The sequence below is a fragment of the Kitasatospora sp. NPDC089913 genome, from assembly GCF_044748625.1.
Classification (GTDB): Bacteria; Actinomycetota; Actinomycetes; order Streptomycetales; family Streptomycetaceae; genus Kitasatospora.
This window is the reverse complement of sequence record NZ_JBIVGI010000006.1, coordinates 306,817-331,539: the sequence shown is the minus strand read 5'-3', so window position 1 is coordinate 331,539 and position 24,723 is coordinate 306,817. Positions and strand designations below refer to the sequence as shown.

Sequence of the window (24,723 nt, the reverse complement as noted above, 5' to 3'; positions counted from 1 at the left end):
GGACGGACCGGCCCGCACCGGGGCACCGGCCCCGGGCCGACCGGCCGGCCGCCGGTCGGCCCGGGGCCCAGCAGCAGGTCGGCCGCCCGCCGGACCGGTCAGACCTGGGTCAGGATCCGCAGGATGTCCAGCGAGCGCGGCGGCGCGTCCGGGTCCTCGCCGTCGTTGGCCGCCAGCAGGACGTGCGCCTCCCGGGCCGCCCGGACCGCCTCCGGCCAGTCCTGGTGCCCGAGGTAGGCGGCGGCCGGCGCGTCCGCACCGACCTCGTGCAGGATCTGCACGACCCGCAGCACCGCGAGGTCCACCAGCGTGGCCTCGGCCGGGTCCCGGAAGATCGTGCCGATGTACTTCTCGGCGGACCAGCGGTCCAGCCAGGTGTCCTCGACCAGGCGGTAGACGGCATCGGTCACATCGCCGTACCCCTCGCGGCCGGCCAGCCAGGCCTCCCGCTGGAACCCGGGGTCGGAGAGCATGTGCAGGGCCGAGCGGAGTCGGGCCCGCCAGCGCCACCAGGGCAGGTCGTTGAGCGGCATGCCGCCCATCGTGCTGGAGCGGTGGCCCGGACGAGAAGGGTTTCGGGCAGACCGATACGAAGATTCTGTGCTGGCGGACATGGAGATGGATCGTACGTTCCCCCACCGTTCGTGCTCCACTCCCGATCTACACGCGTTCACGCCCGGAGTTCCTCCGCCGTTGGTCGTTTGTTGGCTTTACGGCCCTCTCGGCTTGCGGCACCGGGGATTGGCTGGACCAGGTGCGCAGCAGAGAGCGCCCCGGGAGGGATAGACCCATGACCAGCCGAAGGGGCTCGTCCCAGGCCATGAACCCGATCGCAGGACGGCGCAACCGGCGCCCGATCGCGGCCGTCGCGACCGCCGCGGCGCTGCTTCCCACCCTCTTCTCGGCCTCCGCGTGCGGCGGACCGGCCGACGCCGCCACCGGTAGCGGCGACCTCACCGTCATGACCTGGGCACCGTCCGGCACCGGCTCGGCCGACCGTCCCGGCATGACCGCCCTGGCCGAGGCCATCGGCAAGGACCTCAACGTCAAGGGCGGCCTCAACGGCCGTCGGCTCAACGTCATCACCTGCAACGAGCACAACACCTCCGACGGCGCCCGGACCTGCGCCCAGCAGGCGGTGGACGCCAAGGCGGTCGCGGTGCTGGGCTCCTACAGCCAGTTCGGCGACGACTTCATGCCGGTCCTGGAGCGCGCCGGCATCCCGCTGATCGGTGGCTACGGCCTGTCCCAGCCGGAGTTCAGCAGCCCGCTGTCCTACCCGGTGGGCGGCGGCATGCCCGCCCTGATCGGCGGCAGCGGCCGCCAGCTGGTGGAGGCCGGCTGCAAGGCCGTCTCGCTGATCCGCCCGGACACCCCGGCCGGCGACAACCTGCTCGGCTACCTCGGCAACGCGCTCAAGCCGGCCGGGATCAAGCTGCTGGACGTCAAGGCACCGGAGAAGTCCAACGACTACAGCCCGGTGGTCCGCAAGGCGATCGGCACCGACCAGGCCGGCAACTGCGTCACCAGCGCGCTCGGCGCCGAGCCGACCGGCAACCTGCTCGACGCCTTCCGCCGGACCGGTGCGAAGAACACCAGGATCGCCTCGGTGATCGGCAGCGTGCAGCAGTCGGTGGTGGACTCCACCGGCGGCGACAGCGGCCCGCTCTCCGGCGCGTTCGTGACCGGCTGGTACCCGCCGGAGTCGGCCAAGATCTGGGACGGCCTGCGCACGGTGATCCGCGCCGACTCCGACCGGCACATCGACGCCGCCGACCCGGGGGTGCAGACCACCTGGGTCGCCTACGAGGTGTTCAAGCAGATCTCCGAGCGTCTGGCCGCGGCCGGGCAGACGATCACCAGCAAGGCCGTGACCACCCTGCTGGACGGCGGCGAGCCGATCGACGTCGGGCTCACCCCGCCGCTGAACTGGGCCACCACCAACATGCTGCCGAGCACCGAGTCGCCCCGGCTGGTGAACACCTGGGTCACCTTCCAGGTGGTCAAGGGCGGCCAGATGACCCTGCAGCGGCCCGGCTTCGTCGATGTGCGCTGGGTGCTCACCGGCGGCAAGCCGCCCGCCTGAGCCGACCCGCTCCCCGCGAACGCGTCCACGCGCCCACGCGCCCACGCACCCCGGGAACGGCGGAGGGCCCGACCACGGTCTGTGGTCGGGCCCTCCGCCGTTGTTCCCCGCCGAGCCCCGGCGGGGAGGACTCAGAGGTCGCCGTCGGTACGGGTGGGCAGGGCGGTCTGGCCCGCGACGGTGTTCCAGAGGCCGGACGCCTGCTTCTTGGCGGTGGTGGCGGTGCCGCTCGCGGCGACGGCGTTCTTGTAGTGCTGGTTGTCGTTCTTCTTGGGGTCGCAGCCGCTCTGCGCGTCCCCGGCCCAGGCCGCGTACTCGTCGTCGGCGGACGCCGAGGCCGCCCACGCCGCGTTCAGCTGCTCGACCAGCTGCGGACCGCCGGCCAGCTTGTCCGTCTTCAGTGCGGCGAGCTTGGTCTGCAGCTCCCGCCGCTGGCCGGCCGCGGCGGTCAGCGCCTGCTGCGACTCGGGGAGCTTCTCGCACTTCTGCACCGAGGCGACCGCGCCGATCACCGCCTGCCGGCTGTCGCTGGCGGTGCCGAGCAGGTCGGAGAGCGCCTGGGCCTGCGCCTTGACCTCCGGGTTGACGGAGGCGGTGGTCGGGCCCGGGCCCTGCTGCGCGGTGGTGGCGGTGGTGGAACCGCCGGTGGTCGCCGGGGCGGCCTGCGGCTTCGACCCGCCCTTGTCGTCGCCGCTCATCAGCACCGCGACCAGGGCGGCCGCGGCGATGCCCCCGATCACCACGCCGCCGATCACCAGCTTGCCGGAGGAGCGGCCGCCGCCGCGCCCGGCCGGGGCCGCGCCGGACCGGTCCGGGTAGTCCGGCGCGGGGCCGTCGGCGTACCCCGGCCGGGCCGGGGGATAACCGCCTGCGCCCTGCGGGTCGGCCGCCGGGTACTGCGGCAGGTACTGGGTGGCCTGGCTGTGGTCGGCCGGGTGACCGGGGTGCGCCGCGCCGCCCCAGCCGGGCGCGGGCATCCCCTGCTGCTGGACCGGCATGGCCTGGGTGGGCAGCACGCTGTCGCCGAAGTACTCGGGCTGCCCGGAGGCCTGGCCCGGGTAGGGGCCGGGCTGCGGGCCGGGCGGCGGGCCCGGGTACGGCGGCGCGGCCGGCTGCTGACCGTACGGCGGCCCGGGCTGCTGGACCGGTTGCTGAGGCGGCTGCTGCCCCGGTTGCTGAGGTGGCTGCTGGGCCGGTTGCTGTCCCGGCTCCGGACGGAACAGGTCGTCCAGATTGAAGTCACCGGAGTTGGGGTACGAGCGGCGCTGGCTCAACGCGATTCCTCACCTGTGCACGACCGCGCGCTGACGGCGGACCACATCTCGTCGGTTCTTGGGAGCATCACAGTTCCTTGGACGTCGCGCCCACGCTACCGGTTCACCGAACCGGCCGACCACGTGGGCGGTCCGTCCTCCACCGTCCCCGCACGCTCCCCGCCACCGCGCCACCAGGGCCGATCAGGCCGCCTCCGCCTCCGCCCTGGCCTGGAACTCGCGGACCACCCGCTGCTCCCGGTACGGCTCCAGCCGCCGGCGGAACTCGTCCAGGTACTCCACGCCCCGGTTGGAACGCAGACCGCTCAGCAGCCGGACCGCCTGCGCGCCCGTCTCGCAGGCCCGTTCCACGTCCCGCTGCTGGAGCTGAGCCGTCGCCAGCAGGACGAGGTCCACCGCCCGGCGCCGCACCCGGGTCGGCGGGTGCAGGTCGAGCGCCCGGCGGGCGTAGTGCTCGGCCTGGCCCGCCTGTTCGAGGTCCCGGTGGCAGTGGGCCAGTTCGTCGGCCAGGTAGGCGTCGTCGAAGTGGACGATCCAGTCCGGGTCGTCCTCCGGGCGGCGCTTCTCCATCATCTCCAGCGCCTTGGCGGCCACCGCCTCGCACGCCCGGGCGTCGCCGAGCAGGGCGTGGCCGCGCGCCTCGGCCGCGTAGAACATCGCCATCGCGGTCGGGGTGGCGACCGTCCTGGCCCCCTCCTGGGCGGCCCGGGCGAGCTGGGCGATCTCCCTCGGGTTGCCCAGGGTCGCTGCCAGGTGGCTCATCGAGGCCGCCAGCACGTACCCGCCGTAGCCCCGGTCGTCGGCGGCCTGGGCCAGCCGCAGCGCCTGGATGTAGTACCGCTGGGCGAGGCCGGGCTGTCCGGTGTCCACCGCCATGTAGCCCGCCAGCTCGGTCAGGCGGGCGACGGCCGCGAAGAGCTGGCGGCCCGTCTCCTCCCGGTAGGAGCCGCCGAGCAGGCCGGAGACCACGCTGTTGAGGTAGTGCACCACGACCGGGCGGACGTGGCCGCTGCCGAACCGGTGGTCCAGGTCGACCAGCATCGCGGTGGTCGCCTTGATCGCGGCGACATCGGTCGGGCCGACCCGGGTGCCGCCGCTGCGGGCCACCACCGGGTCCGGCGGGGTGATCAGCCAGTCCCGGCTGGGCTCGACCAGGGCGGAGGCCGCCACGGTCGCCCCGGTCAGGAAGTCCCGGCGCCCGACGTCGCTGCGCCAGAGTTCGCAGACCTGCTCGAGTGCGGCGCCCAGTGTCGGCGCGAACTGCAGCCCGATGCCGGAGCTGAGGTTCTTGCCGTCCGCCATGCCGATCTCCTCGACCGACACACTGCGCCCGAGTTTGCGTCCGAGCGCCTCGGCGATCACCGCCGGTGCCTGTCCGCGCGGTTGCTGGCCGCGGAGCCAGCGTGCGACGGAGGTCTTGTCGTAGCGCAGGTCAAGACCGTGCTCGGCACCGCAGAGGTTCACTCTCCGTGCCAGACCGGCGTTGGAGCAGCTGGCCTCCTGGATCAGCTGCTGCAGGCGCTCGTTGGGCTGTCGTGCGACAAGTGGTCTCGCGGCCATGGGCTTCGCCTCCCCACACCCTCCGGTCCCGGCCGGCGGGCGACGCTTTCTGCTGATCTCTGTTGCCGAGTTGCCGACTGTCCGACCGTTCAAGGAAACTGACACCAGGTTAGCGATCAGCAACGCCAGCGGGATACCCACGGTGACGATCCCCACCCCCCACGCGCCCGGCAAAATGCTCCCGTGCGCCCCCATTGCGCCCACCCTGCCTCCCCCCGGCGCGCTCCCGCACGGTCCGCCTCACCGGTTCGGGTGAATTGCCACCGCGTGGCGGAACGGCCGGGACCCGACCGTAACCCGCCTCACGCACGGTAGTTGAGCAGCCCGTGGAAGACACCCCCGACTCCCCCGACCAGGGCTCCGACGCAGGACTGCCCCCGCTGCTCGTCGAAGCCGTCAGCTACGCCGAGACCCGTCACTGGGAGGTCGCCCCGGGCGCCTGGCTGATCGACGGCGACGGCCCCGCCCGCTGCTCGTGCGGCGAGCCGCGCTGCGCGCTGCCCGGTGCCCACCCGATCGACTCGGACTGGGCGCGCAAGGCGAGCGCGGGGCCGGGCGCGGTACGGCGCTGGTGGACGGAGCGGCCGGAGGCGTCGATCCTGCTGCCGACCGGCAGGTCCTTCGACGTCCTGGACGTGCCGGAGGTGGCGGGCTGCCTGGCGCTGGCCCGGATGGAGCGGATGGGCCTGCAGCTCGGCCCGGTGGCGGTCGTTCCCGCCGCGCAGGGCCGGGCGGGGCGGCGGCTGCACTTCCTGGTGCTGCCCGGGGTGTCGGCCAAGCTGCCGGAGATGCTCCGCAAGCTGGGCTGGCCGCCGGCCCGGCTGGACCTGGTGGCCCGGGGCGAGGGCGACTGGACGGTGGCCCCGCCGTCCCGGGTCGGCCCGACCGGTTTCGCCCAGTGGGCCCGCTCGCCCTCCGCGCTCAACCGCTGGCTGCCGGACGCCGCCGAGCTGATCAATCCGCTGGCCTACGCCTGCGGGCGCGAGGCGCCGGCCGCCGCGGCGCAGCCGGCCCAGCCCGCGGCGGTGCGCTGACCGCCGCCCGGGCCGCCCCGCCGGCGACCCGCCGAACGGCCGAACCGCCGACCCGCTGAACGGCCGAACCGGGAAACCGACGAACGGCCGACCCTTCCGAGGACTGCCGCCCTACGCCGATCGGGTGAGGGGCGTGCCACGCGCGACACCCCGCGCGCGAGTGACGGGCCCGGTCTCCCACCGGAGACCGGGCCCGTCATACGCATGTGCGGATAAGGGTTCGGTGTACCCGCTGGTCAACGGCGAAAGCCCCTCGTACGAGTGACAACGCTCAAGGATTGCCATGATCGGCCGAGTGGCAGGAATTCCCCTGTGAGGGGCCGCCGGAAGGGGCGCTCGGTCGGGGAAGCCGGGCGGGGCGGACGGGAGGGACGGAGGGGAACCGGAGGGGACGGGGGGGAAGGGCGGGGGCCGCGGTACCGGCCGGGTTCGGGGAGGCCGGTGCCGCGGGAGCGGGAGGGAACGGGGAGGGCGGAAGGGCCCGGTGCACGGGGAGCACCGGGCCCTTCCGGCCGTTCTCGTCCAGCGCGGGGCGCGGGCCGTCCCCCGCCCGGGCGTCCGTCCTCGGCCCCCGGGCGGCCGCCCTCAGCCCTGTGCGACGAAGACGTGCGCGGCGATGTCCTTGCCGAGCTCGGCCGCGTTGTCGCCGGAGCCCACCATGAGCCCGCCGACCCCGGCGGTCACCCGCACCGTGGAGCCGGGACGGACCCCGGCCCGGCGCAGCGTGCGCATCAGGTCGCCGTCGGTCTGGATCGGCTCGCCGATCCGGCGGACCACCACGTCGGCGCCGTCCTCGCCCGGCAGCACCGTGTCCAGTGCGACGAGCCCGGCGTCGAAGCCCTCGCCCTCGGCCTTGGCGTCGCCCAGCTCGTCCAGCCCCGGGATCGGGTTGCCGTACGGGGACTGGGTCGGGTGGCCGAGCATCGCGAGCACCTTGCGCTCGACCGTCTCGCTCATCACGTGCTCCCAGCGGCAGGCCTCCTCGTGCACCTGCTCCCACTCCAGCCCGATCACGTCGACCAGCAGGCACTCGGCGATGCGGTGCTTGCGCATCACCCGCACCGCGAGCCGGCGGCCCTCCTCGGTCAGCTCCAGGTGGCGGTCGCCCGCTACCCGGAGCAGCCCGTCGCGTTCCATCCGGCCGACCGTCTGGCTGACCGTGGGACCGCTCTGCTCCAGGCGCTCGGCGATCCGGGCGCGCATCGGGGTGATGCCCTCCTCCTCCAGCTCCAGGATGGTGCGAAGGTACATCTCAGTGGTGTCGATCAGCCCAGACATCGCCGCTGGCTCCGTTCCTCGGGGTCCTCACCGCCAATTCTGACGTACCGCGACGACAACCGGGCCCGCCCCGGGCTGCGGGGGGCGGCATTTCGTGGCTGTTGACAGCGGCACCGGTGAGGCAGCACGGTGCTCGCCGTAGCTTTCTCCACCAGCGGTCCGGACCATCACGGCCGCCCCACCCGGCCGGGGCCCCCACCGGCAGAGAGCGAAGGCAGCAGATGAGCGAGCTGGTCGGCCGGTACTTCGAGGCCGCGATCGCCCACCTCCAGCGGGTGCGGACCGAGGAGGCGGCGAACATCGAGGCCGCCGCCGAGCTGCTCGCCGAGGCGATCGCCGGGAACCGCCGGGTCTTCGCCTTCGGCGCCGGGCACTCCTCGCTGGCGGCCCAGGACGTGGTCTACCGGGCCGGCGGGCTGGTGCCGATCAATCTGCTGGAGGTCCCCGGCATGGCCGGGGTCACGGTGATGCCGGCGCCGCTGTCGAGCGCCCTGGAGCGGGTCTCCGGACTGGCCACCACCACCCTCGACCTCACCCCCGCCACCAGCGGCGACCTGCTGTTCCTGATCTCGCTCTCGGGCCGCCAGACCATGCCCGTGGAGCTGGCCCAGTACGCCCGGACCCGGGGCCTCAAGGTGGTCGGGCTGACCTCGCTGGCCTACCCCGGGGCCGTTCCCTCGGGGCACTCCTCCGGCACCTACCTCAAGGACCACTGCGACGTCGTCCTGGACAACAAGATCGCGGTCGGCGACGGCGAGCTGACCCACCCCGGTGCCGAGACCACCTTCGGCCCGGTCTCGACCATCGTCACCAGCGCGCTGATGCAGGCCGTGGTCGCCTCGGCAGTGGAGCGGCTGGCCGACGCGGCCCTCGCCGGCGAGGGCGCCGCCCCGCCGCTGTTCCGCTCCGGCAACGTGCCCGGCGGCACCGAGTGGAACGCCAAGCAGATGGCCGACAACGCCGACCGGATCTTCTACACGTTCTGAGACCTTCCGGGGCCTTCCACTGCTTTCCGGGCTTCTCCGCCCCGGCCGGTCCGATCGACGTACGAGCAGGCGGCGGGCGGTACCGGGACCGCTACGCCGACCGGCCGACCGTTGCGCCGACCGTCCTGGACGGCCGCGCCGCCCCGGTGCCCCGCCCACCCCCGGCCCGCCCCGGCCCGTCCGCGCCGGGCTGCCCCGACCCTCCCGTCCCGGCCTGTCCACCCGGGCGCAACCGGCTGCCCGCCCAGGCGTACCGGGCCGTCCGCCGGGGCAGAACCGCCGGGGCGGGTGGTGGAGCTGCGGGCGGGGGGACGGAATGACGTCGGGCACGGGTGGGGCGGGCCGTTCGGTGCGGGAGCGCGAGCTGCTGCCGGAGTTGTTCTGGGCGGCCGACTCAGCCTCCCAGCAGGGGCAGCACCGGGCTGTCCGGCTCTCCGCCACCGAGCTGCTGCTGCTGGTCGCGGCCGCCACGGCCGGCTCCGCCGACGGCCGGCCGTGGGCCTGGCTCGCCGCCGTCGCCTACCTCGGCGCGATCGGCCTCTCCGCCGTCACCAGCCGGCAGAACCCGCAGGGCCTCTGGTACGAGGGCCGGGCCGCCGCCGAATCGGTGAAGACCCTCGCCTGGAAGTTCGCCGTCCGGGCCGACGCCGTCCAGCCGCCGCCCCGGCCGCTGCCGGACGCCGAGGGCCTCTACGGCCTCCAGCTCGGCCGGGTGCTGCACGCCTTCCGCGGCAGCCGCGCGATCGGCCCCGGCCTGGCCGGCCGGCCCGCCGGGAGCCAGATCACCCCCGCGATGCGCGCCCTGCGCGAGCAGCCGCTCGCGCTGCGCCGGGACGTCTACCTGCGCGAGCGGATCGAGGTGCAGCAGGACTGGTACCGCTCCAAGTCCCGCTACTGCGCCCGGGCCGGCTTCTGGACCGGGGTGGCGGGCGTGGTGCTGCCGCTGCTCGGGCTGGTGCTCGCGGTGCTGCGGGCGCTGGGGATGTTCTCCTTCGACGCCCTCGGCGCGGTCTCCGCCGTGGCCGCCTCCGTCACCGCCTGGGCCCAGCTGCGCCAGTACCGCCCGCTCGCCGCCGCGTACGGGCTGGCCGCCGACGAACTGGCCCTGATCCGGGCGCAGCTGGCGAGCCTCGACGTCGGCTCGCCCGAGGCCGAGGAGCTCTGGGCCCGGTTCTCCCGCGACGCCGAGGACGCCGTCTCCCGCGAGCACACCACCTGGCAGGCCCGCCGCGACGTGAACGGCGCGGGCGACCGGGAGTACTGAACGGGTCCGGACGCGGTCTCTGCGATGCTTGACGGCTGATATCAGCCGGTATCAGCCGAGACGGTGGGAGATTCGTGGGCATCGAGCTGGAACTGCACTCCGGGAGGCCGGGCAAGGGCTCGTCCCGGGCCACGCTGCTGCGCGGGTCGTACCGGCACGGCGAGGCGCTCGCTCAGACGCTGAGCACGCTCGACCTCGACAGGTCGGGCAGGTTGGGCCGGGTGGACCCGTACGGCGACACGCTCTTCAACGAGCAGGAAGCCGGAGCCACCCGTGCGGAGGTCGCCACCCTCGTCCGCGCATGCTCCGACGAGCGGCAGCGGGCGGCCCTCCTCGACCTCGACGCACTCCTCGCGCAATGTGCGGCGACGCCGGGCAGCTACCTGGAATTCATCGGCGACTGACCCCGGTCGGCGAGGCGGGCCCGAACCGGGCGACCGCTACCGGGCCACCGGGGTGAGCGGGTCCTTTCCGGCGAGGACGGCGAGGACGTTGTCGACGGCCAGGTTGCCCATCGCCTGGCGGGTGCGGACGGTGGCGCTGCCCAGGTGCGGGGCGAGCACGGCGCGGTCCTGGGCGAGCAGGGCGGCGGGGACGGCGGGCTCGCGCTCGAAGTTGTCGACGGCGGCCGCGAACAGCGCGCCGGACTCCAGGGCTGCGGCGAGCGCCACCTCGTCGACCACCCCGGCGGTCATCGACACCACCACCGCACCGGGCGGCAGCAGGGCGAGCCGGGGGGCGTCCAGCAGGTGCCGGGTGGCCTCGCTCAGCGGGCAGGTGACCACCAGGACGGTGGAGGTGGAGAGCAATTGCTCCAGCGGCAGCCACTCGGCGCCGTCCTCCTGCTCGGGCGGCAGCGGGTTCCGGTTGTGGTAGCGGACGGACATGTCGAAGCCCTTGGCCCGGCGGGCCACCGCCTGCCCGATCCGGCCCATGCCGAGCACGCCCAGCTGGGTGCCGGTCAGCTCCATGCCGAGCATGAAGGTCGGCGCCCAGGCCCACGGTTCGCCGGAGCGGAGCAGTCGCTCGCCCTCGCCGAGCCGGCGGGTGGCGGCCAGGAGCAGGGCCCAGGCCATGTCGGCGGTGGCGGCGGTCAGCACGCCGGGGGTGTTGGTGACGGTGATGCCGCGCTCGGCGCAGGCCGCCACGTCGACGTTGTGGTAGCCCACGGCGTGGTTGGCGACGATTTCGAGGCCGGGACCGGCCGCGTCGAGGAGTTCGGCGTCCACCCGCTCGTCCAGGGTGGTGATCAGCGCGCGGCGTCCGCGCACGGCTTCGAGCAGGTTCTCGCGGCTCATCGGCAGTTCGGAGTCGTGCAGGGCGGCCGGGAGCTGCGCGGAGAGACGCTCGACGACGCCGGGCGCGAGACGACGGGTGACCAGGACCGGAGGCTGCTCGTTCACAGGGCCGGAGTTTACGTGGTGCGCCCTCGCCCGGGCTCCGGGCGAGGGCTTGGTGCCATAGATGGCACCTACGAGTCGACCGTGCTGCCCGCCCGCTCGACCCGGTCCCGCAGCGCTCGCGTCAGCACCTCGCCGACCGCCCCGACCAGCGCCGAGGCGAGGAGGAGCAGGGCGAGGGCCACGGTCACGCGGCGGAGTCCAGCTCGAACCAGACGAGCTTGCCTCTCTTCTGGGGGTCGGCGCCCCAGCGGTGGGTGAGCCCCTCGACGAGCTGGAGGCCCCGTCCGCACTCGGCGAGTTCGCCGAGTGCGGAGGAAAGGTGCTGCTCGGGGAGGGTGTGGCTCTCGTCCCCGACGGAGACCCGGAGGGTGCGGCCGAGGGTGGCGATGAGGACGACGGGAGCGGCGGTCCGGCCGTGCCGCCAGGCGTTGACGATCAGTTCGGCGAGCGCGAGCTCGGCGTCGAAGATGCGGTGGTCGTCCCACCCGGCGCGCACCATCGTGTCGCGCAACGACTGCCGGGCGAGAGCGAGGGAGGGGGAGTTGAGGTTGGGGTTACACACGGGAATGCTCCCTGCGGTGTAGGTCGGACACACCTGGGGTCTGTCGCCGTGAATTCTTCGGCTCCGGGGCAGCTCGACAGCAACTGCCTTGAAGATGAGACCTACTGACAGACCTTCCGGCGAGATCGTTAGCAACTGTAGGCCAGAACACCTCAACTGTGCAACACGCTCTGCGATCAGCCCTACACTTTCCGTAGGCTTCGGGTTCGAGGTCGCTCGTCCGCGCAGAAAGGCACGCACGTGGGATTCAGGACCGACATCAGCGAACGGCAGCGCCGATTCGGCGATGAGCTCAGACGTCTCCGAAACGCCGCAGGACTGTCCGCCGCCGAGATCGGCGAGGTTCTCGGGATGAAGGGTCCGGCAGTCAGCCACACCGAAGCCGGCAGGCTCGGCCTCAACCTTGAGCGGCTCGCGCTCTGGCTCGACACGTGCGGTGTCAACGACGCCGAGTACCGGGAGGGCCTCATCGCCATGTGTCAGAGCAACGGCAAGGGCTGGTGGAGCGAGTACCGGCCTCATGTCGTATCGGAGGCCCTCGACCTGGCAGAGTTCGAGGCATCGTCAGCCTCCATCGGGAGCTACCAAACGCACCTGATCCCTGGCCTGCTGCAGACCAAGGCATACAGCGAAGTCATCCTCGAATACGCCGAGAAAAAGGTTGAGTTCAGGCGCCGACGCCATTCGTTGATCACATCGGACAAGGCCACGCCGTTCCACGCCGTGATCCACGAGGCTGCCCTGCACATGATGTACGGCGGGCCGGCTGTCATGCGCGAACAGTTGAGCCATCTGATCGAGGTGGCCCGTCTGCCTCACGTGACAATCCAGATCCTCCCGTTCGACTGCGCGATCTACGCATCGACCGATACTGCCTTCGTCCTGATGCACGGACCCCACCCCCGGCTGGACACCGTCCTCCTTGAGAATCCCCACGGTCCGACTTTCCTGGGCGATCCTGAAGGAGTAGCCACGTTCCGACGAAAGTTCGACCGGCTCAAGGGCATGGCACTACCGGCCTTGGATGCGTCTGCCCCCGGACCGTCTCCCGCCTTTCGCGACTCGTGGGGCATGATCCAGCACGTCCGGTACAAACTCCTGGGGAGGTAGCCGTGGAGAAGCTCAACTGGCAGAAGTCGAGTTACAGCGGGGACGCCGCCGACTGCGTCGAGATCGCGTCCGATGGCGACAGCATCCACATCCGCGAATCCGACGAACCCGCCATAGCCGTCACCACCACCAAGGCCAAGCTCGCCACCTGGCTCCAAGCCGCCAAGACCGGCGAGTTCGACCACCTCACCCACTGAACACCCCACCCCAGCCGCTCCCGCGATGCGCGGGAGCGGCCGGGCGGCATCAGCCCTCGATGGACCGCAGCCAGAGATCCACCGATGCCCTCGCGCCGTCGGCGAAGCGCTTCCCCAGAGGGGTGAGCGCTCCGCTGTCGGCCAGCAGGTCAACGGCTTCGTCGGTCAGGGTGCGCCAGTGCCGGAACTTCGACCGGGCCTGCTCCCCGCGCCCCCCGCGGGCGCGGGTGCCCCAGAACGCCGTGACGGCCAGGTGGGCGTAGACGGCCTGGAAGAGGGAGCCGATCGGTCTCGGCGTCAGCCCGAACGCCTCGAACAACCGGGTGTCGCCCCGGTCGTACAACTCCTCCCGGTCCAGCACCGCGCCGAGCTTCACGTGCTGGAACTCGTGCACCAGCAACAGCCCCAGCGTGTCCGCACTGCTCGGCCGCGCGATCGCGACCGCGCCGAAGGCCTGGCGGGCGGCCGAGCTGACGTCGTGGCCGTCCGATCTCCGCTGCAACGGCGTGACGGTGGTCAGTCCCTCCCACAAACCGACCGCGTACTCGGGCAGATCGCGGTCCAGCAGGTCCGCCGCCTCCCGGAAGTCCCCGGCCCAACGCCGGTACTCGGCACCGGCCAACCGCTCCTCCACCGGCCACCGGTGCACCCCCCGCTGCGGGTCCACGTCCTCCAGCGCTATCCCCCTCCCGAGCCTCCGCAGCGGCTGCCAGCGCGCGTCACCCGGACCGGCGACCGCACCACCGTCGGTGCGCGCCGTCCAGCCGGCCCGCCCGCCGGTCACCAGCGCCTCCCGCACGCCCCCGCCCAGCACCAGCCGCCCCAGCGTCGGCAGGTGCAGCACCCCGTCCCGGACCGGCACCGCCACCGTGTCCCCCCGCCCCGCCCGCACCGCCGCGGCCGCCGCCAGCTCGGCCAGGGTGCCGAGCCCCGCCGCCGGGTCACCGCTCAACCGCCGCGCCGCCCAGGCCCGGACGTACGGGTGGGAGAACACCGCGTCCACGGCGGCCGGTTCGGAGGAATCGAGGTCGGCCAGCAGCTCCCACGCCTCCGAGCGCGCCACCCCCGAGGAGCCGTGCACCGCCGCCAGCATTGTGCGGGTGACGGCGAGTTGGGACCGGGCCAGCGCGCCGACCGTCTCCGGACCGCCCAATCCAAGCGAGAGTTCGTCGATCTGCTCGTCCGTGAGCCCCGGGCCGGTCAGGTCGGCCGTCGGCGCGGCGGGCCGCCGCACGGTACCCGCCCGGGCCGCCAGGCCGTCGACCAGCGCCCGCAGATCCGCGCAGTACACCGACGGATGGTCGAACGAGCCCTCCCGGTACCGGTGCGCGTACAGCCCGCCCCCGCAGGAGCGCACCACCGGACAGACCTGGCAGGTAGCACTCAACCCCTCCAGGCCCGACTGCCGCGCCGCCATGCCCGAATGCCCGGCGACCTCGTCCACCGCATGCCGGAACACGTCCATCCCGGTCGCGGGCGCGCCGTCGTACGCGGTCTTCAGGCTGTCCGCCTGCTCGTACGTACCGTCCGTCTCCAGCACCACCAGGTCCACCGGCTCCAGCCCGAGCGCCTCGCTCAGACCGGGCAGCCCCGACAGCGTCCGGTGCACCGAGTCGAAGGTCCGGACCGCGAACGGACGGCCGTCCGCCTCCCAGTGCCCGTGCACGGTCAGCAGCCAGTCCGCGTACGGCGTCGGGCCGAGCCCGTCCGGGCGTTCCGGCGGCCGGTCCCAGGTGGCGTGCGGGAGCAGGAAGTCGACGGCCGGGGGCTCCAGTCCGGCCAGCGCCCGGTACACGGCCACCGGGTCGTTCGCCACGTCGACGGTGCAGAGCAGCCCCGAGTACAGGTGCCGGAACCGCCGTTCGCGCAGCAGCCCGACCGCCCGCAGCACCTGCGGATGGCTCGACCTGCCGTCCGCGAACCGGCGGTGCCGGTCGTTGGCGGCCCGGTCCCCGTCCAGCGAGATGCCGACCCGGATGCCGAGTTCGTCGAACAGCTCGCAGTAGACCGCGTCCAGCCGGACGCCGTTGGTGTGCACCCTCAGGTCGAGTTCGCACACCTCGGGCAGCGCCGCCCGCAGCAGCCCGGCCGCCCGGCGGAACACCTCCGGCCCGGCCAGCAGCGGCTCACCGCCGTGCAGGACGACCCGAACGGCGGTCAGCCCGTGCCCGGCCGCGTGCTCCCCGATCCGCTCCGCGACCCGCACCAGCACGGCCTCCGGGACGGCACGCGGTCTGGACCGCCAGCCGGTGTCGGCGTGCTCGTACACGTAGCAGTGGTCGCAGGCGAGGTCGCACCGGCTGTGGACCTTGAGGACGAACTGCGTGATCGGCGGCGGAGGAAACGTCATGACGGCACGTTTCCAACCGCCGACCCGGGCTAATCCTGGTGCTCAGATCGCAGAGTCGAACGGTGAGACCGGACGGGCCCCGACACCGAGCAGCGCGAGTTCGAGATGGCTCGCCAGCACGCCGGCGTCCAGCCCCGCCAGTTCGGCGAGGCCGGGACGCGGCCCGGCGAGGCGTTCCTCGGTCCGCTCGGTCACCGTGTACGTCTCTGCGGTCGGCTCCATCGTCAGTTCCCTTTCGGCAGGCGTCCGCCCGCGGCTACGCCGGCGGCAGTTCGATCGACGTGTCCAGCCACTCCTTCACCCGGATCGACTCGGTGAGCGGGTGGTTCTCGCCGAGGTACGGCACGGCGCGGGCCCGGGAGAGGGTCCGCGCGCCCAGCACCGCCCCTTCGGGGTCGCCGAGCGCGGTGAGCGCCAGGGCGAGGTTCGCGGAGGCGGCCAGGGTGTCGGGGTGGTCCTGACCGAGTCGCCCGCCCAGGGTGCGCACGGCCGCCGTGGTGAGCGTCACCGCTTCGCCGTACGCCCCCTCACGAGCCGAGTCGTTCGCCCGGTTGAACCGGGCGACCGCAACCCACGGGTGGCGGTCGCCGAGCAGTCTGAGCAGGTCGTCCGCCACCTCGCCGGCCATCGACCGGGCTTCCTCCGACCGGCCGGCCCGCCGGAGCGCCACGGCCAGGTTGCCTGCCGCCAGACGCTCCATGGGGTGGCCCTCGCCGAGGTGGTCGCGGTGGTACCGGTACGACTCGTCGGCGAGCACGACGGCCTGGCCGCCGTCCCCGAGCGCACCGAGGACCGCCGCGAGGGTCCCGGCCACACCGGCGGTGCCGGGATGATCGAGCCCGTAGCGCCCGTACAACTGCCGGTGGACGTCCTCCGCCTCGACCAGGGCCTCCGGGAGCCTGCCCAGCCGACGCAGGGTGGCGCTGCGGTAGCGCCGGGCGAGCAGGGTCTCGTCGTGGTGCTCGCCGAACACGTCCCGGCTCCGGCGCACCGTCTTGTCCAGTCGCGACAGGGCCTCGGCGGGCCGCCCCACCTCGCGGAGCAGGTGCCCGCGGAGGAGCCCGTCGAGGACCGTGAACGGGCTGCGCCTGCCGAACAGCTCCAGCTTCCGGTGGTAGAGCACCTCGTGCCTCGCCAGCGCCTCGCCGAGGTCCCCGACCAGCATGATGGAGACCGCGAGGTTGTTCTCGACCATCAGGGTGCGACGGTGGTCGGATCCGAGCACCCGACGGGCGGCGGCCAAGGTGACTTCGTCGAGTTCCCGGGCCTCCTGGTAGCGACCCAGGTGCCGGAGGTCCCCGCCGAGGCTGGTGGCCGCCGGAAAGGTGTCCGGGTGGTCCCGCCCGACCAGCTCCGTCAGCCGGTCGAAGGCGTCCCGGTCCGTCTCGTACGCCTCCCGGACCAGGCCCAGGCTGCGCTGGATGTTGCCGAGCTGGACGCGCAGCAGCTGGACCTTGACGTCCGCCTCGGTGCCCTGCGGTCCGGCCTCCTGCCACCGGGCGAGCACGCCTTCTGCCAGCTCGCGCCCGGCGTCGTGGAGGCTGCGCCGCCACAGGTAGCGGACCGAGTTGACGATCCACTGCCGGACCGCCGGGTCGGTGGAATCGGCTGCTCCCGAGGGCCACAGATGGGGCAGGAGTTCGGCGTACCGGGGCCACTGGTGCGGGGTGTCCGGATCGCCGGGGTCGGCGAGGGCGAGGGCGCGGTGGGCGGCGCCGCGGACCCGTGCGCGGTCGGCCTCGCCGACCTGCTCGCGCAGCAGGGCCTGGACGATCCGGTGCACCACCAGCGTCCCGGCCGTGTGGTCGTAGCGGGCCAGGTTGAACTGGTTGCAGGTGCGCAGGATCTCGCCGACCTCGAGCCGGTGGTCGGAGGTGCCCGGAGGGAGCCCGATCGCCTCGATCACCGGTGGGCTGTACAGGATGGGGATCGGGATGGCCTCGGGGCCGAGGAAGCCGCAGACTTCGAGCAGACGGGCGGCGGGAGCGTTGATCCTCCGCAGGTCGGACCCGGCGATTCGCCAGGTGGCTGCCGTGGCGGTGGCATTGAGGCCCTCCGCGGCAGCACCGCGTCCCGCCGGGACGGCCTCCCCCCGGCCGCCCCCGTCGTCGGCCTCCTCCTCCGCCGCCACCGCCACCGGCGTCCCCCGCACCGAGCGGTCGAGGATGTCGGTCAGCGTCTCGTCCAGCAGGTCCGCGTACGTCGCGGCCGGCATCGGCGTCTCCTGCAGCCAGGCGGCGGCCTGGCCGACGGCGAGCGGCAGGTCGCCGAGCAGTTCGGCGATCCGTTCGGCGTCGGCCCGCTCCACCCCGCTGTTGAAGTGCCGGACGAGTTCGACGCTCTCGGCCCGGTCGAACACCTCGACCTCGGTGCGGCCCGGGCGGCGGGCCCAGCGCCGGTCCCGGGAGGTGACCAGGACGTGGCCGCCCGGGCCGGCGGCGGGCAGCCAGGGGTCCAGCAGTTCCGGGTCCTCGGCGTTGTCGAAGAGCAGCAGCCAGCGGTGGTACGGCCGGCCGCTGGCGAGCGCGTCGAGGACGGCGCGGGCCGTCCTGGTGACGTCGCCGTCGGTCTCCAGGCCGAGGCCGGGGGCGAGTTCGGCGAGCTTCTGCGGGATCACCGCGGGCTGCTGGGCCGGGACCCACCACAGCACGTCGTAGCCGGCCGCGAAGCGGTGCGCGTACTCGATCGCGGCCTGGGACTTGCCGACCCCGCCGATGCCGTAGAGCACCTGGACGGGCGCGGCGTCGCTGTCCGCGGTGAAGCCGTCGCGGACGGCCTCCAGCAGGCGCATCCGGCCGGTGAAGGTCGGCAGCCGGGGCGGCAGTTCCTGGACCGGGGGGCGGCCGTCCGGGAACCGGGCCGGGTGCGGCACGGTGGTCTCGCCGGTCCCGGCGGTCTCCATCCAGCGTCCGGCGCCGGGTGCGGGTCCGATCAGCTCGAACAGCTGGGCCTCGGCCTGCTCCGCCGAGCCGAGCGCGAGGTCCAGCGCCCGGTGTCCGGCGAACTGCGGCGGCTCCATGCCCTCCGCCCCGCCGATCCGCACCGCGAGCAGGCCGCCGGAGTCGCCGACCGGCGCCTGGCCGGTGAGCCGGCGCCAGATCTCCCGGGCGCGCGGCAGGGCGGTGTACTCGGGGGTGAGCAGGGCGAGCAGCCGGCCGTCGCCGTCCAGCGGTCCGGCGGTCTCGGGCAGCGCGGCGGCGTGCACCGGTCCCGGGTCGAGCGGGACGGCGGCGCTGTGCAGGCTGACCAGGTAGCCGAAGCCGCGCAGGGTCTCGGAGATCCACTCGGCCCAGACCCGGTCCTTGGGGGCGTAGCTCACGTGCACCTGGCGGGAGCGGGTGCGGCCGGTGCGCAGGTAGGCGGCGTAGAGGCGGCGCCGGGCCAGGTCGGGCAGCGGGCGCAGGGCGCTGACCCGGCCGTCGGTGAGCCAGGCGGCCAGCCGTTCGAAGGCGGCGAGCAGGCTGCGGCCCTGCTGCGGCCGGTCGACGATGGTGGCCGGCACCTCCTCGTAGGCGTAGAACGGCTTGTACGGCACCTCGACGTCGCGCCAGTACCCCGCCCGCCGTTCGGGGCTCAGCCAGCGCTCGAGGTAGGGGTCGAAGGCGTCGTGGGCGAGGTCGCGCCCGGCGGCGAGTCCGGCCCGTTCGGCGTCCTCGACCCGCATCGGGACGGGCAGCACGCGGATCTCGCGCTCGTCGGCGTCGACGATGGCGCGGGCCGCGTCGACGCCGCCGCGGATGCTCTGGGCGCCGAGGGTGAAGCAGTCGACGACGGTATCGGGCATCAGCACGGTGCAGATGCCCGAGGTGTCGCTGACCCCGGTCCGGCTGTCGATCAGCACGTAGTCGTAGTTGCCGGTCCACTGCTCGCGCAGCGCGTACAGGAACTCGGCGCCGCGGATGTCGGCGCGGGTGTAGAAGCTGCGCCAGTTGAAGCTGGTGACGGCGGCCGAGTAGGCGGCGTTCTGCCGGCCGGCGGGCATCAGGTCGAGCTTGCCGCCGTCGGGGAGGTCGAGGGCCAGGCCGCACAGGTACTGCTCGAGCCGGCCGGGCGCGGACAGCCATTCCCGGGGGTCGGGGCCCGGGCCGCGGCGGTCCGGTCCGGGCAGCGCCTCGTCGACGTAGGCCCGGAGCATGTCGATCAGCCCGTCGGTGCCGTGGAGTTCGGGGTCGACCAGCAGCGGGTGGTAGTAGCGGTGCAGGCCGGGGGCTTCGAGGTCCCAGTCCACCACCAGCACGCGGAGTCCCTGGCTGGCCAGGATCCAGCCCAGGTTGGCGAGCGCCATGGTGCGGCCGGTGCCGCCCTTGAAGGAGTAGAAGGTGACGACCGTGCCGGTGCCGGGGGTCGCGAGGGCCGCGGACCCGTGGTCCGCGAGGGCGGCGTGCTCAACGCTCATCGGTCCGCTTCTCCTTCACTGGGCGCCCGGTTGGTCAGGGGCACGGTCTCCTCGCGCAGGGCGCCCCTCGGCCCCGGCGCGCCTCCGGCCCCGGCGCCCGCCCCGGGAGTGTTCCCCGTTCCGGGGGCGTTGCCCGGGCGCGGGAGGGGCGGGCCCGGGGAAGCGGGCGGTTCCGGCGGTACGGGCGGCCAGGCCGGGATGGTGAGGCCGGGCATCGGTCGCGGGTCCGGACCGAGCCCGAACTGGGCCCGGGCGGCGACCGGGTCGTCGTCCAGCTGGTCGAGCAGGCGGTTCTGGGCGACGGTCACGGTCGAGAGCAGCTCACGCTCGAATCGTTCCCGCCGGATGTGGATGCGAAAGAGCGGCTCGGGACCGGACCGGTGCAACCAGGTGCGCGCGAACACCTCGCGCACCCCCTCCCAGAGCCGGGCGCGCGCCGGACCGGCCGGCGGGTCGTCGGTGCTGTCGGGCAGCAGCACGGCGGTGACCGGGTGGTTCTGCCGGTCGAAGTCGCGCAGCGCCTGCCGGAAGGGCTCGGCGCCGGCCGCCCACGGGTCCACCAGCAGGACGCTGACCTCGTTGTTCTCCCGGGCCCGGTCGAGCGCGTCGGCGAGGTCCGGGCCGACGGTCTCCAGGCTGGTGCTGTGCCCGGCCCGGGTGATCACCTGCTGGGCCTGGACCGCCAACGAGGGCAGCCGGGGCGGGTGGTAGGGCGCCCAGTCGCGGGGGTGCGCGCCGTACCAGCCGCCCTGGTAGGGCCCGTCCGGGCCGCCGGGACGGCCGTTGGCGAGGTCGCCGCCCGCGGCGGCCCGGTCGGTCCGCGCGCTGTCCGCCTCGGAGCGCTGCGCCGGGAACCGGTCGCCGTTGACCGCGCCGGCCCCGCCCACGACCGCGGGCGGGTCGCCGGCCCGCCGGGCGGCGACGAAGAGCCGGACCAGGCTGCTGCGGGCGGCGACCGGGGCGGCCTCCTCCACCGGGAAGCAGCCCTCCACCTGCCCGAGGTCGAGGTCGCGCAGCTCGGCGACCCGCCAGGAGGCGGCCTCCCGGATCCGCTCGGCGATCACCCGCACCACCTTGCGGTACGCGGTGCCCTGCGGGTCGGTCCGCAGCAGGTGGCGCAGCCCGCCGGTGGCGTACTCGGCGCCGAAGTCGTGCTGCATGTACTGGATCCGCCGGACCTCGGCGGGCAGGTCCTCGGGCGGCGGCTCCCACAGGACGGGGATGAGGGCCGGGACGCTCTCCCCGGTCTGCTCCTCGTGGCGCCGCGTCCGGCCGTCGAAGGCCGTCCACTCCTTGCCGCAGTAGGGGCTGGCGAAGTAGGCGGGCGAGTAGAGGGCGACCATGGTGCGGCTGGCGCCGAGCATCCGGGAGAGCTGCCGCTCCCAGTCGTCGCCGATCCGCAGCCGTTCGGTGTCCCGGTAGGCGAGTTCGCCCGGTCCGGCCTCGGGCTCGATCCGGGCCAGTTCGTCCCGCAGGTCGGTGAAGAACTGGTCGACGAAGGCACCCCCGGCCAGGTGGTCCCGCCGCGCGTAGCTGAAGAAGAAGTACGGCCGCACCCAGAAAACCCCCCACCTTGCCGGTGAACGACCCCACCTTACTGGCGGGCTGACACAAGGTCAGCCGGTGGGCGGAGGAAGGTGTAGTGGTGTCGTCACAAGTGCGACCCCGCGGGGCTACGGGCCTGGTCGGAGGCGTGCGGGTGCGGCCCGGGAGCGACGGCGCGGACGCGGCCGGACCGGCCCCGCGGGCACGGCCCGGCCCGCTCCCCGGGCAGGGTCGACCGGACTCGGGGGCACCGCCCGGCCGGACTCACGGGCAGAGCCGCTCCACCCGCCAGCCCTCCGGGGCAGCCGGGTCGGCGAGGTAGCGCAGCCGGTCGTGCAGCCGGTTCTCCCGCCCCTGCCAGAACTCCACGCTCTCCGGCACCACCCGGTAGCCGCCCCAGAACGGCGGCACCGGCACGCCCTCGCCCTCCGGGTAGCGCCGCTCGAGGTCCGCGTAGCGCTGCTCCAGCACCTCCCGCGAGGCGACCGGGCTGGACTGCTCGCTGGCCCAGGCGCCGAGTTGGGAGCCGTGCGGGCGGGTGCGGAAGTAGGCGGCGGTCTCGTCCCGGCCGACCTTCTCCACCGGGCCCTGGACGATCACCTGGCGGGCCAGCGCGACCCACGGGAAGAGCAGCGCCGCGTACGGGTTGGCCGTGAGCTCGGTGCCCTTGCGGGAGCCGTAGTTGGTGAAGAAGACAAAGCCGCGGGCGTCGAACCCCTTGAGCAGCACGGTGCGCGAGCTGGGCCGCCCCTGGGCGTCGGCGGTGGAGAGCACCATCGCGTTGGGCTCCACCACCCCGGCCTCGTCCGCGTCGTGGAACCACCGCGTGAACTGGCCCACCGGCTCGGCGGCGAGGTCCTCCTCGGCCAGTCCCTCGTGCGTGTAGTGCTTGCGCATCACGGCGAGGTCCGGCCCGGGTCGGGCCTCGTCGGCCGGGATCCGGGTGGCGGGGGGCAGGGGCGTCGACTGGGCGCGGTCCGGGGTCTGCACGTCAACATCATCCCGTACGACAAGCAACCGGCACCGCTACCTCCGGACAAACCCCGGTGGGAGATAAGGTGACTCGCCACCGCTTGGCCGCCCGTCGTACGGTGATTTGTCCTGAACCGCACCCTTGGTTCCGGAGATTTCCCGGGCACGACCGGCCCTCGGGCGAAAAGTCAAGCGGGCCCTCGGGAAACATCACCATGGTGGTGTATGGCGCAATGCACCCCGTGCCTGTCACCCTGGCACCGAGTGCCAACCACCATTCGGTCACTGGTGTGCCTCCCCACCACGGAGGCCCGCCGATCGCAGAACTGAAGGAGCCGTGCATGTCCGACTTCGTACCCGGGCTCGAAGGCGTCGTCGCTTTCGAGAGCGAGATCGCCGAACCCGACCGTGAAGGCGGCGCCCTGCGGTACCGAGGCGTCGACATCGACGACCTGGTTGGCAATGTCTCCTTCGGTCACGTCTGGGGCCTGCTGGTCGACGGCAAGTTCAACCCCGGCCTGCCGGCCGCCGAGCCGTTCCCGATCCCCGTCCACTCCGGCGACATCCGGGTCGACGTGCAGTCCGCCCTCGCCATGCTCGCCCCGGTCTGGGGCCTCAAGCCGCTCCTGGACATCGACGCCGAGCAGGCCCGCGACGACCTCGCCCGCGCCGCCGTGATGGCGCTGTCCTACGTCGCCCAGTCCGCCCGCGGCCAGGGCCTGCCGATGGTCCCGCAGAGCGAGATCGACAAGGCCGAGACCGTGGTCGAGCGGTTCATGATCCGCTGGCGCGGCGAGCCGGACCCGAAGCACGTCAAGGCCATCGACGCCTACTGGACCTCCGCCGCCGAGCACGGCATGAACGCCTCCACGTTCACCGCCCGCGTCATCGCCTCCACCGGTGCCGACGTCGCGGCCGCCCTGTCCGGCGCCGTCGGCGCGATGTCCGGCCCGCTGCACGGCGGCGCCCCGTCCCGCGTGCTCGGCATGATCGAGGAGATCGAGCGCACCGGCGACGCGACCGCCTGGGTCAAGAACGCCCTGGACAAGGGCGAGCGCCTGATGGGCTTCGGCCACCGCGTCTACCGCGCCGAGGACCCGCGCGCCCGCGTGCTGCGCCGCACCGCCAAGGAGCTCGGCGCGCCGCGCTTCGAGGTCGCCGAGGCGCTGGAGAAGGCCGCGCTGGAGGAGCTGCACAACCGCCGCCCCGACCGCGTGCTGGCCACCAACGTCGAGTTCTGGGCCGCCATCATGCTGGACTTCGCCGAGGTCCCGGCGCACATGTTCACCTCGATGTTCACCTGCGCCCGGACCGCCGGCTGGTCGGCGCACATCCTGGAGCAGAAGCGCACCGGCCGCCTCGTGCGCCCCGCCGCGCGCTACATCGGCCCCGGCCCGCGCAGCCCCCGCGACATCGAGGGCTTCGAGGCCATCGCCGGCTGACACCGCCGTCGCCACTCCCCCGACAGCGGGTCCGGATACCGAACCGGACCCGCTGTTTCCGCAGCTCGCGGGCGGGTGCGGGGCATCTCAGCGGGCGGACGGGCGTCGAACCGCGGGCGCCCCGGCCGGTAGGCTGCGGCGCGTGGCTCAGATCCAGATCCCCGCTGACATCAAGCCCGCCGACGGCCGTTTCGGCTGTGGCCCCTCCAAGGTGCGCCCCGAGGCCCTGAGTGCCCTCGCCGCCACCGAGACCTCCCTGCTCGGCACCTCCCACCGCCAGGCCCCGGTGAAGAACCTGGTCAAGCGCGTGCGCGAGGGCGTGAGCAGCCTGTTCTCCCTCCCCGAGGGATACCAGGTGGTACTCGGCAACGGCGGGTCCACCGCCTTCTGGGACATCGCGGCCTTCGGCCTGGTACGCGAGAAGTCCCAGCACCTCGACTTCGGCGAGTTCTCCTCCAAGTTCGCCTCCTCCGTGAAGGCCGCGCCCTGGCTCGCCGAGCCGAGCGTGATCAAGACCGCCCCGGGCACCCACCCGCTGCCGGTCGCCGAGGCCGGGGTGGACGTCTACGGACTCACCCACAACGAGACCTCCACCGGCGTCGCGATGCCGATCGCCCGCCCGGCCGGTGCCGACCAGGGTTCGCTGGTGCTGGTCGACGCCACCTCGGGCGCCGGCGGCCTGCCGGTGGACATCACCGAGACCGACGTCTACTACTTCGCCCCGCAGAAGTCCTTCGCCTCCGAGGGCGGGCTGTGGCTGGCGTCGTTCTCCCCGGCCGCCCTGGAGCGCGCCGCCGAGATCGCCGGCTCCGGCCGGTACGTCCCGCCGTTCTTCGACCTGCCGACGGCGATCGACAACTCGTCGAAGGACCAGACGTACAACACCCCGTCCATCGCCACCCTCTTCCTGCTGGCCGACCAGCTGGAATGGATGAACGGCAACGGCGGGCTCGACTGGGCCGTCGCCCGTACGGCTGATTCCTCGTCCCGGCTGTACGGCTGGGCCGAGAAGTCCTCGTTCGCCAACCCGTTCGTGGCGAACCCGGCCGAGCGCTCCCAGGTCGTCGGCACGATCGACTTCGACGACTCGGTGGACGCCGCCGCCGTCGCCAAGGCGCTGCGTGCCAACGGCATCGTCGACACCGAGCCGTACCGCAAGCTCGGCCGCAACCAGCTGCGGGTCGCGATGTTCCCGGCGATCGAGCCGGCCGACGTCGAGGCGCTCACGGTCTGCATCGACTACGTGGTCGAGCGGCTCTGACCG

The 24,723-nt window shown here is 73.5% G+C and carries 20 protein-coding genes; 9 read left to right on the top strand and 11 right to left on the bottom strand.

Features of this window, described 5'->3' with window-relative positions:
* Positions 1-98 precede the first annotated feature (98 nt).
* The gene (locus ACIPYS_RS12865) at positions 99-614 is read right to left on the bottom strand and encodes a hypothetical protein (RefSeq protein ID WP_093860871.1); all 516 of its coding nucleotides are present in this window, start codon (positions 612-614) and stop codon (positions 99-101) included.
* A 176-nt stretch (positions 615-790) separates the two neighbouring features.
* On the opposite strand from ACIPYS_RS12865, the gene ACIPYS_RS12860 reads away from it, so the two are divergent.
* Positions 791-2,086, top strand: a complete 1,296-nt coding sequence (locus ACIPYS_RS12860; RefSeq protein ID WP_093860872.1) for an ABC transporter substrate-binding protein — start codon at positions 791-793, stop codon at positions 2,084-2,086.
* Positions 2,087-2,217: 131 nt separating this feature from the next.
* Here the strand turns inward: ACIPYS_RS12860 and ACIPYS_RS12855 are convergent, their stop codons facing one another.
* Positions 2,218-3,360 (bottom strand): hypothetical protein, encoded by a 1,143-nt coding sequence (locus tag ACIPYS_RS12855; RefSeq protein WP_093860873.1) that lies wholly within the window; start codon positions 3,358-3,360, stop codon positions 2,218-2,220.
* 183 nt (positions 3,361-3,543) lie between these two features.
* Complete coding sequence (locus ACIPYS_RS12850) at positions 3,544-4,920, bottom strand: hypothetical protein (RefSeq protein WP_030393555.1); 1,377 nt, start codon at positions 4,918-4,920, stop codon at positions 3,544-3,546.
* Positions 4,921-5,246: 326 nt separating this feature from the next.
* On the opposite strand from ACIPYS_RS12850, the gene ACIPYS_RS12845 reads away from it, so the two are divergent.
* Entirely contained in the window at positions 5,247-5,954 is a 708-nt protein-coding gene (locus ACIPYS_RS12845; RefSeq protein ID WP_093860874.1) for a bifunctional DNA primase/polymerase, read from the top strand.
* Between the two features lie 585 nt (positions 5,955-6,539).
* On the opposite strand, the gene ACIPYS_RS12840 is transcribed toward ACIPYS_RS12845, so the two are convergent.
* The gene (locus ACIPYS_RS12840; protein WP_093860875.1) at positions 6,540-7,232 is read right to left on the bottom strand and encodes a metal-dependent transcriptional regulator; all 693 of its coding nucleotides are present in this window, start codon (positions 7,230-7,232) and stop codon (positions 6,540-6,542) included.
* A gap of 221 nt (positions 7,233-7,453) precedes the next feature.
* Between ACIPYS_RS12840 and ACIPYS_RS12835 the strand changes: the two genes are divergently transcribed.
* The 3 genes from ACIPYS_RS12835 (at position 7,454) to ACIPYS_RS12825 (ending at position 9,886) form a co-directional block, all read left to right on the top strand.
* Complete coding sequence (locus ACIPYS_RS12835; RefSeq protein WP_093860876.1) at positions 7,454-8,218, top strand: SIS domain-containing protein; 765 nt, start codon at positions 7,454-7,456, stop codon at positions 8,216-8,218.
* Positions 8,219-8,534: 316 nt separating this feature from the next.
* On the top strand, positions 8,535-9,482 hold the full coding sequence (locus ACIPYS_RS12830) for a DUF4231 domain-containing protein (protein WP_400745794.1): 948 nt from the start codon (positions 8,535-8,537) through the stop codon (positions 9,480-9,482).
* 74 nt (positions 9,483-9,556) lie between these two features.
* The gene (locus tag ACIPYS_RS12825) at positions 9,557-9,886 is read left to right on the top strand and encodes a hypothetical protein (RefSeq protein WP_400745792.1); all 330 of its coding nucleotides are present in this window, start codon (positions 9,557-9,559) and stop codon (positions 9,884-9,886) included.
* A gap of 36 nt (positions 9,887-9,922) precedes the next feature.
* On the opposite strand, the gene ACIPYS_RS12820 is transcribed toward ACIPYS_RS12825, so the two are convergent.
* Together ACIPYS_RS12820 and ACIPYS_RS12815 are read right to left on the bottom strand one after the other, a co-directional pair.
* Positions 9,923-10,885, bottom strand: a complete 963-nt coding sequence (locus tag ACIPYS_RS12820; RefSeq protein ID WP_400745790.1) for a 2-hydroxyacid dehydrogenase — start codon at positions 10,883-10,885, stop codon at positions 9,923-9,925.
* A gap of 184 nt (positions 10,886-11,069) precedes the next feature.
* Entirely contained in the window at positions 11,070-11,447 is a 378-nt protein-coding gene (locus ACIPYS_RS12815) for an ATP-binding protein (RefSeq protein ID WP_400745788.1), read from the bottom strand.
* A gap of 240 nt (positions 11,448-11,687) precedes the next feature.
* Here ACIPYS_RS12815 and ACIPYS_RS12810 point away from each other — a divergent pair, with 240 nt between their 5' ends.
* Complete coding sequence (locus ACIPYS_RS12810) at positions 11,688-12,557, top strand: helix-turn-helix domain-containing protein (protein WP_400745786.1); 870 nt, start codon at positions 11,688-11,690, stop codon at positions 12,555-12,557.
* A 2-nt stretch (positions 12,558-12,559) separates the two neighbouring features.
* Entirely contained in the window at positions 12,560-12,754 is a 195-nt protein-coding gene (locus ACIPYS_RS12805) for a DUF397 domain-containing protein (protein ID WP_400745784.1), read from the top strand.
* A 49-nt stretch (positions 12,755-12,803) separates the two neighbouring features.
* On the opposite strand, the gene ACIPYS_RS12800 is transcribed toward ACIPYS_RS12805, so the two are convergent.
* The 5 genes from ACIPYS_RS12800 to pdxH all read right to left on the bottom strand — a co-directional run bounded on the left by ACIPYS_RS12800 (position 12,804) and on the right by pdxH (position 21,942).
* The gene (locus tag ACIPYS_RS12800; RefSeq protein ID WP_400745782.1) at positions 12,804-15,104 is read right to left on the bottom strand and encodes an FxsB family cyclophane-forming radical SAM/SPASM peptide maturase; all 2,301 of its coding nucleotides are present in this window, start codon (positions 15,102-15,104) and stop codon (positions 12,804-12,806) included.
* Between the two features lie 42 nt (positions 15,105-15,146).
* Positions 15,147-15,326, bottom strand: coding sequence for a hypothetical protein (locus ACIPYS_RS12795; RefSeq protein WP_093860883.1), 180 nt, complete (start codon positions 15,324-15,326; stop codon positions 15,147-15,149).
* Positions 15,327-15,360: 34 nt separating this feature from the next.
* Positions 15,361-19,500: an FxSxx-COOH system tetratricopeptide repeat protein gene (gene fxsT, locus ACIPYS_RS12790; RefSeq protein ID WP_400745780.1), complete on the bottom strand. Its 4,140-nt coding sequence runs from the start codon at positions 19,498-19,500 to the stop codon at positions 15,361-15,363.
* Positions 19,497-21,056, bottom strand: coding sequence for a TIR-like protein FxsC (locus ACIPYS_RS12785; RefSeq protein ID WP_400745778.1), 1,560 nt, complete (start codon positions 21,054-21,056; stop codon positions 19,497-19,499). Before ACIPYS_RS12785 ends, fxsT begins: the two co-directional genes overlap by 4 nt.
* A gap of 253 nt (positions 21,057-21,309) precedes the next feature.
* The gene (gene pdxH, locus ACIPYS_RS12780) at positions 21,310-21,942 is read right to left on the bottom strand and encodes a pyridoxamine 5'-phosphate oxidase (protein WP_400745871.1); all 633 of its coding nucleotides are present in this window, start codon (positions 21,940-21,942) and stop codon (positions 21,310-21,312) included.
* A 416-nt stretch (positions 21,943-22,358) separates the two neighbouring features.
* On the opposite strand from pdxH, the gene ACIPYS_RS12775 reads away from it, so the two are divergent.
* Together ACIPYS_RS12775 and serC are read left to right on the top strand one after the other, a co-directional pair.
* Positions 22,359-23,459, top strand: a complete 1,101-nt coding sequence (locus ACIPYS_RS12775) for a citrate synthase 2 (protein ID WP_045937634.1) — start codon at positions 22,359-22,361, stop codon at positions 23,457-23,459.
* A gap of 142 nt (positions 23,460-23,601) precedes the next feature.
* Positions 23,602-24,720 carry a phosphoserine transaminase gene (gene serC / locus ACIPYS_RS12770; protein WP_093860886.1) on the top strand — a complete coding sequence of 373 codons (1,119 nt, stop codon included), beginning with the start codon at positions 23,602-23,604 and terminating at the stop codon, positions 24,718-24,720.
* Positions 24,721-24,723 lie beyond the last annotated feature (3 nt).

Bases quoted from the DNA above. Each gene is read 5' to 3' on its own strand.
- ACIPYS_RS12865 (WP_093860871.1), bottom strand. From the start codon at position 614: ATGTCCGCCAGCACAGAATCTTCGTATCGGTCTGCCCGAAACCCTTCT.
- ACIPYS_RS12860 (WP_093860872.1), top strand. From the start codon at position 791: ATGACCAGCCGAAGGGGCTCGTCCCAGGCCATGAACCCGATCGCAGGA.
- ACIPYS_RS12850 (WP_030393555.1), bottom strand. From the start codon at position 4,920: ATGGCCGCGAGACCACTTGTCGCACGACAGCCCAACGAGCGCCTGCAG.
- ACIPYS_RS12840 (WP_093860875.1), bottom strand. From the start codon at position 7,232: ATGTCTGGGCTGATCGACACCACTGAGATGTACCTTCGCACCATCCTG.
- ACIPYS_RS12835 (WP_093860876.1), top strand. From the start codon at position 7,454: ATGAGCGAGCTGGTCGGCCGGTACTTCGAGGCCGCGATCGCCCACCTC.
- ACIPYS_RS12830 (WP_400745794.1), top strand. From the start codon at position 8,535: ATGACGTCGGGCACGGGTGGGGCGGGCCGTTCGGTGCGGGAGCGCGAG.
- ACIPYS_RS12800 (WP_400745782.1), bottom strand. From the start codon at position 15,104: ATGACGTTTCCTCCGCCGCCGATCACGCAGTTCGTCCTCAAGGTCCAC.
- ACIPYS_RS12795 (WP_093860883.1), bottom strand. From the start codon at position 15,326: ATGGAGCCGACCGCAGAGACGTACACGGTGACCGAGCGGACCGAGGAA.
- fxsT (WP_400745780.1), bottom strand. From the start codon at position 19,500: ATGAGCGTTGAGCACGCCGCCCTCGCGGACCACGGGTCCGCGGCCCTC.
- pdxH (WP_400745871.1), bottom strand. From the start codon at position 21,942: ATGCGCAAGCACTACACGCACGAGGGACTGGCCGAGGAGGACCTCGCC.
- ACIPYS_RS12775 (WP_045937634.1), top strand. From the start codon at position 22,359: ATGTCCGACTTCGTACCCGGGCTCGAAGGCGTCGTCGCTTTCGAGAGC.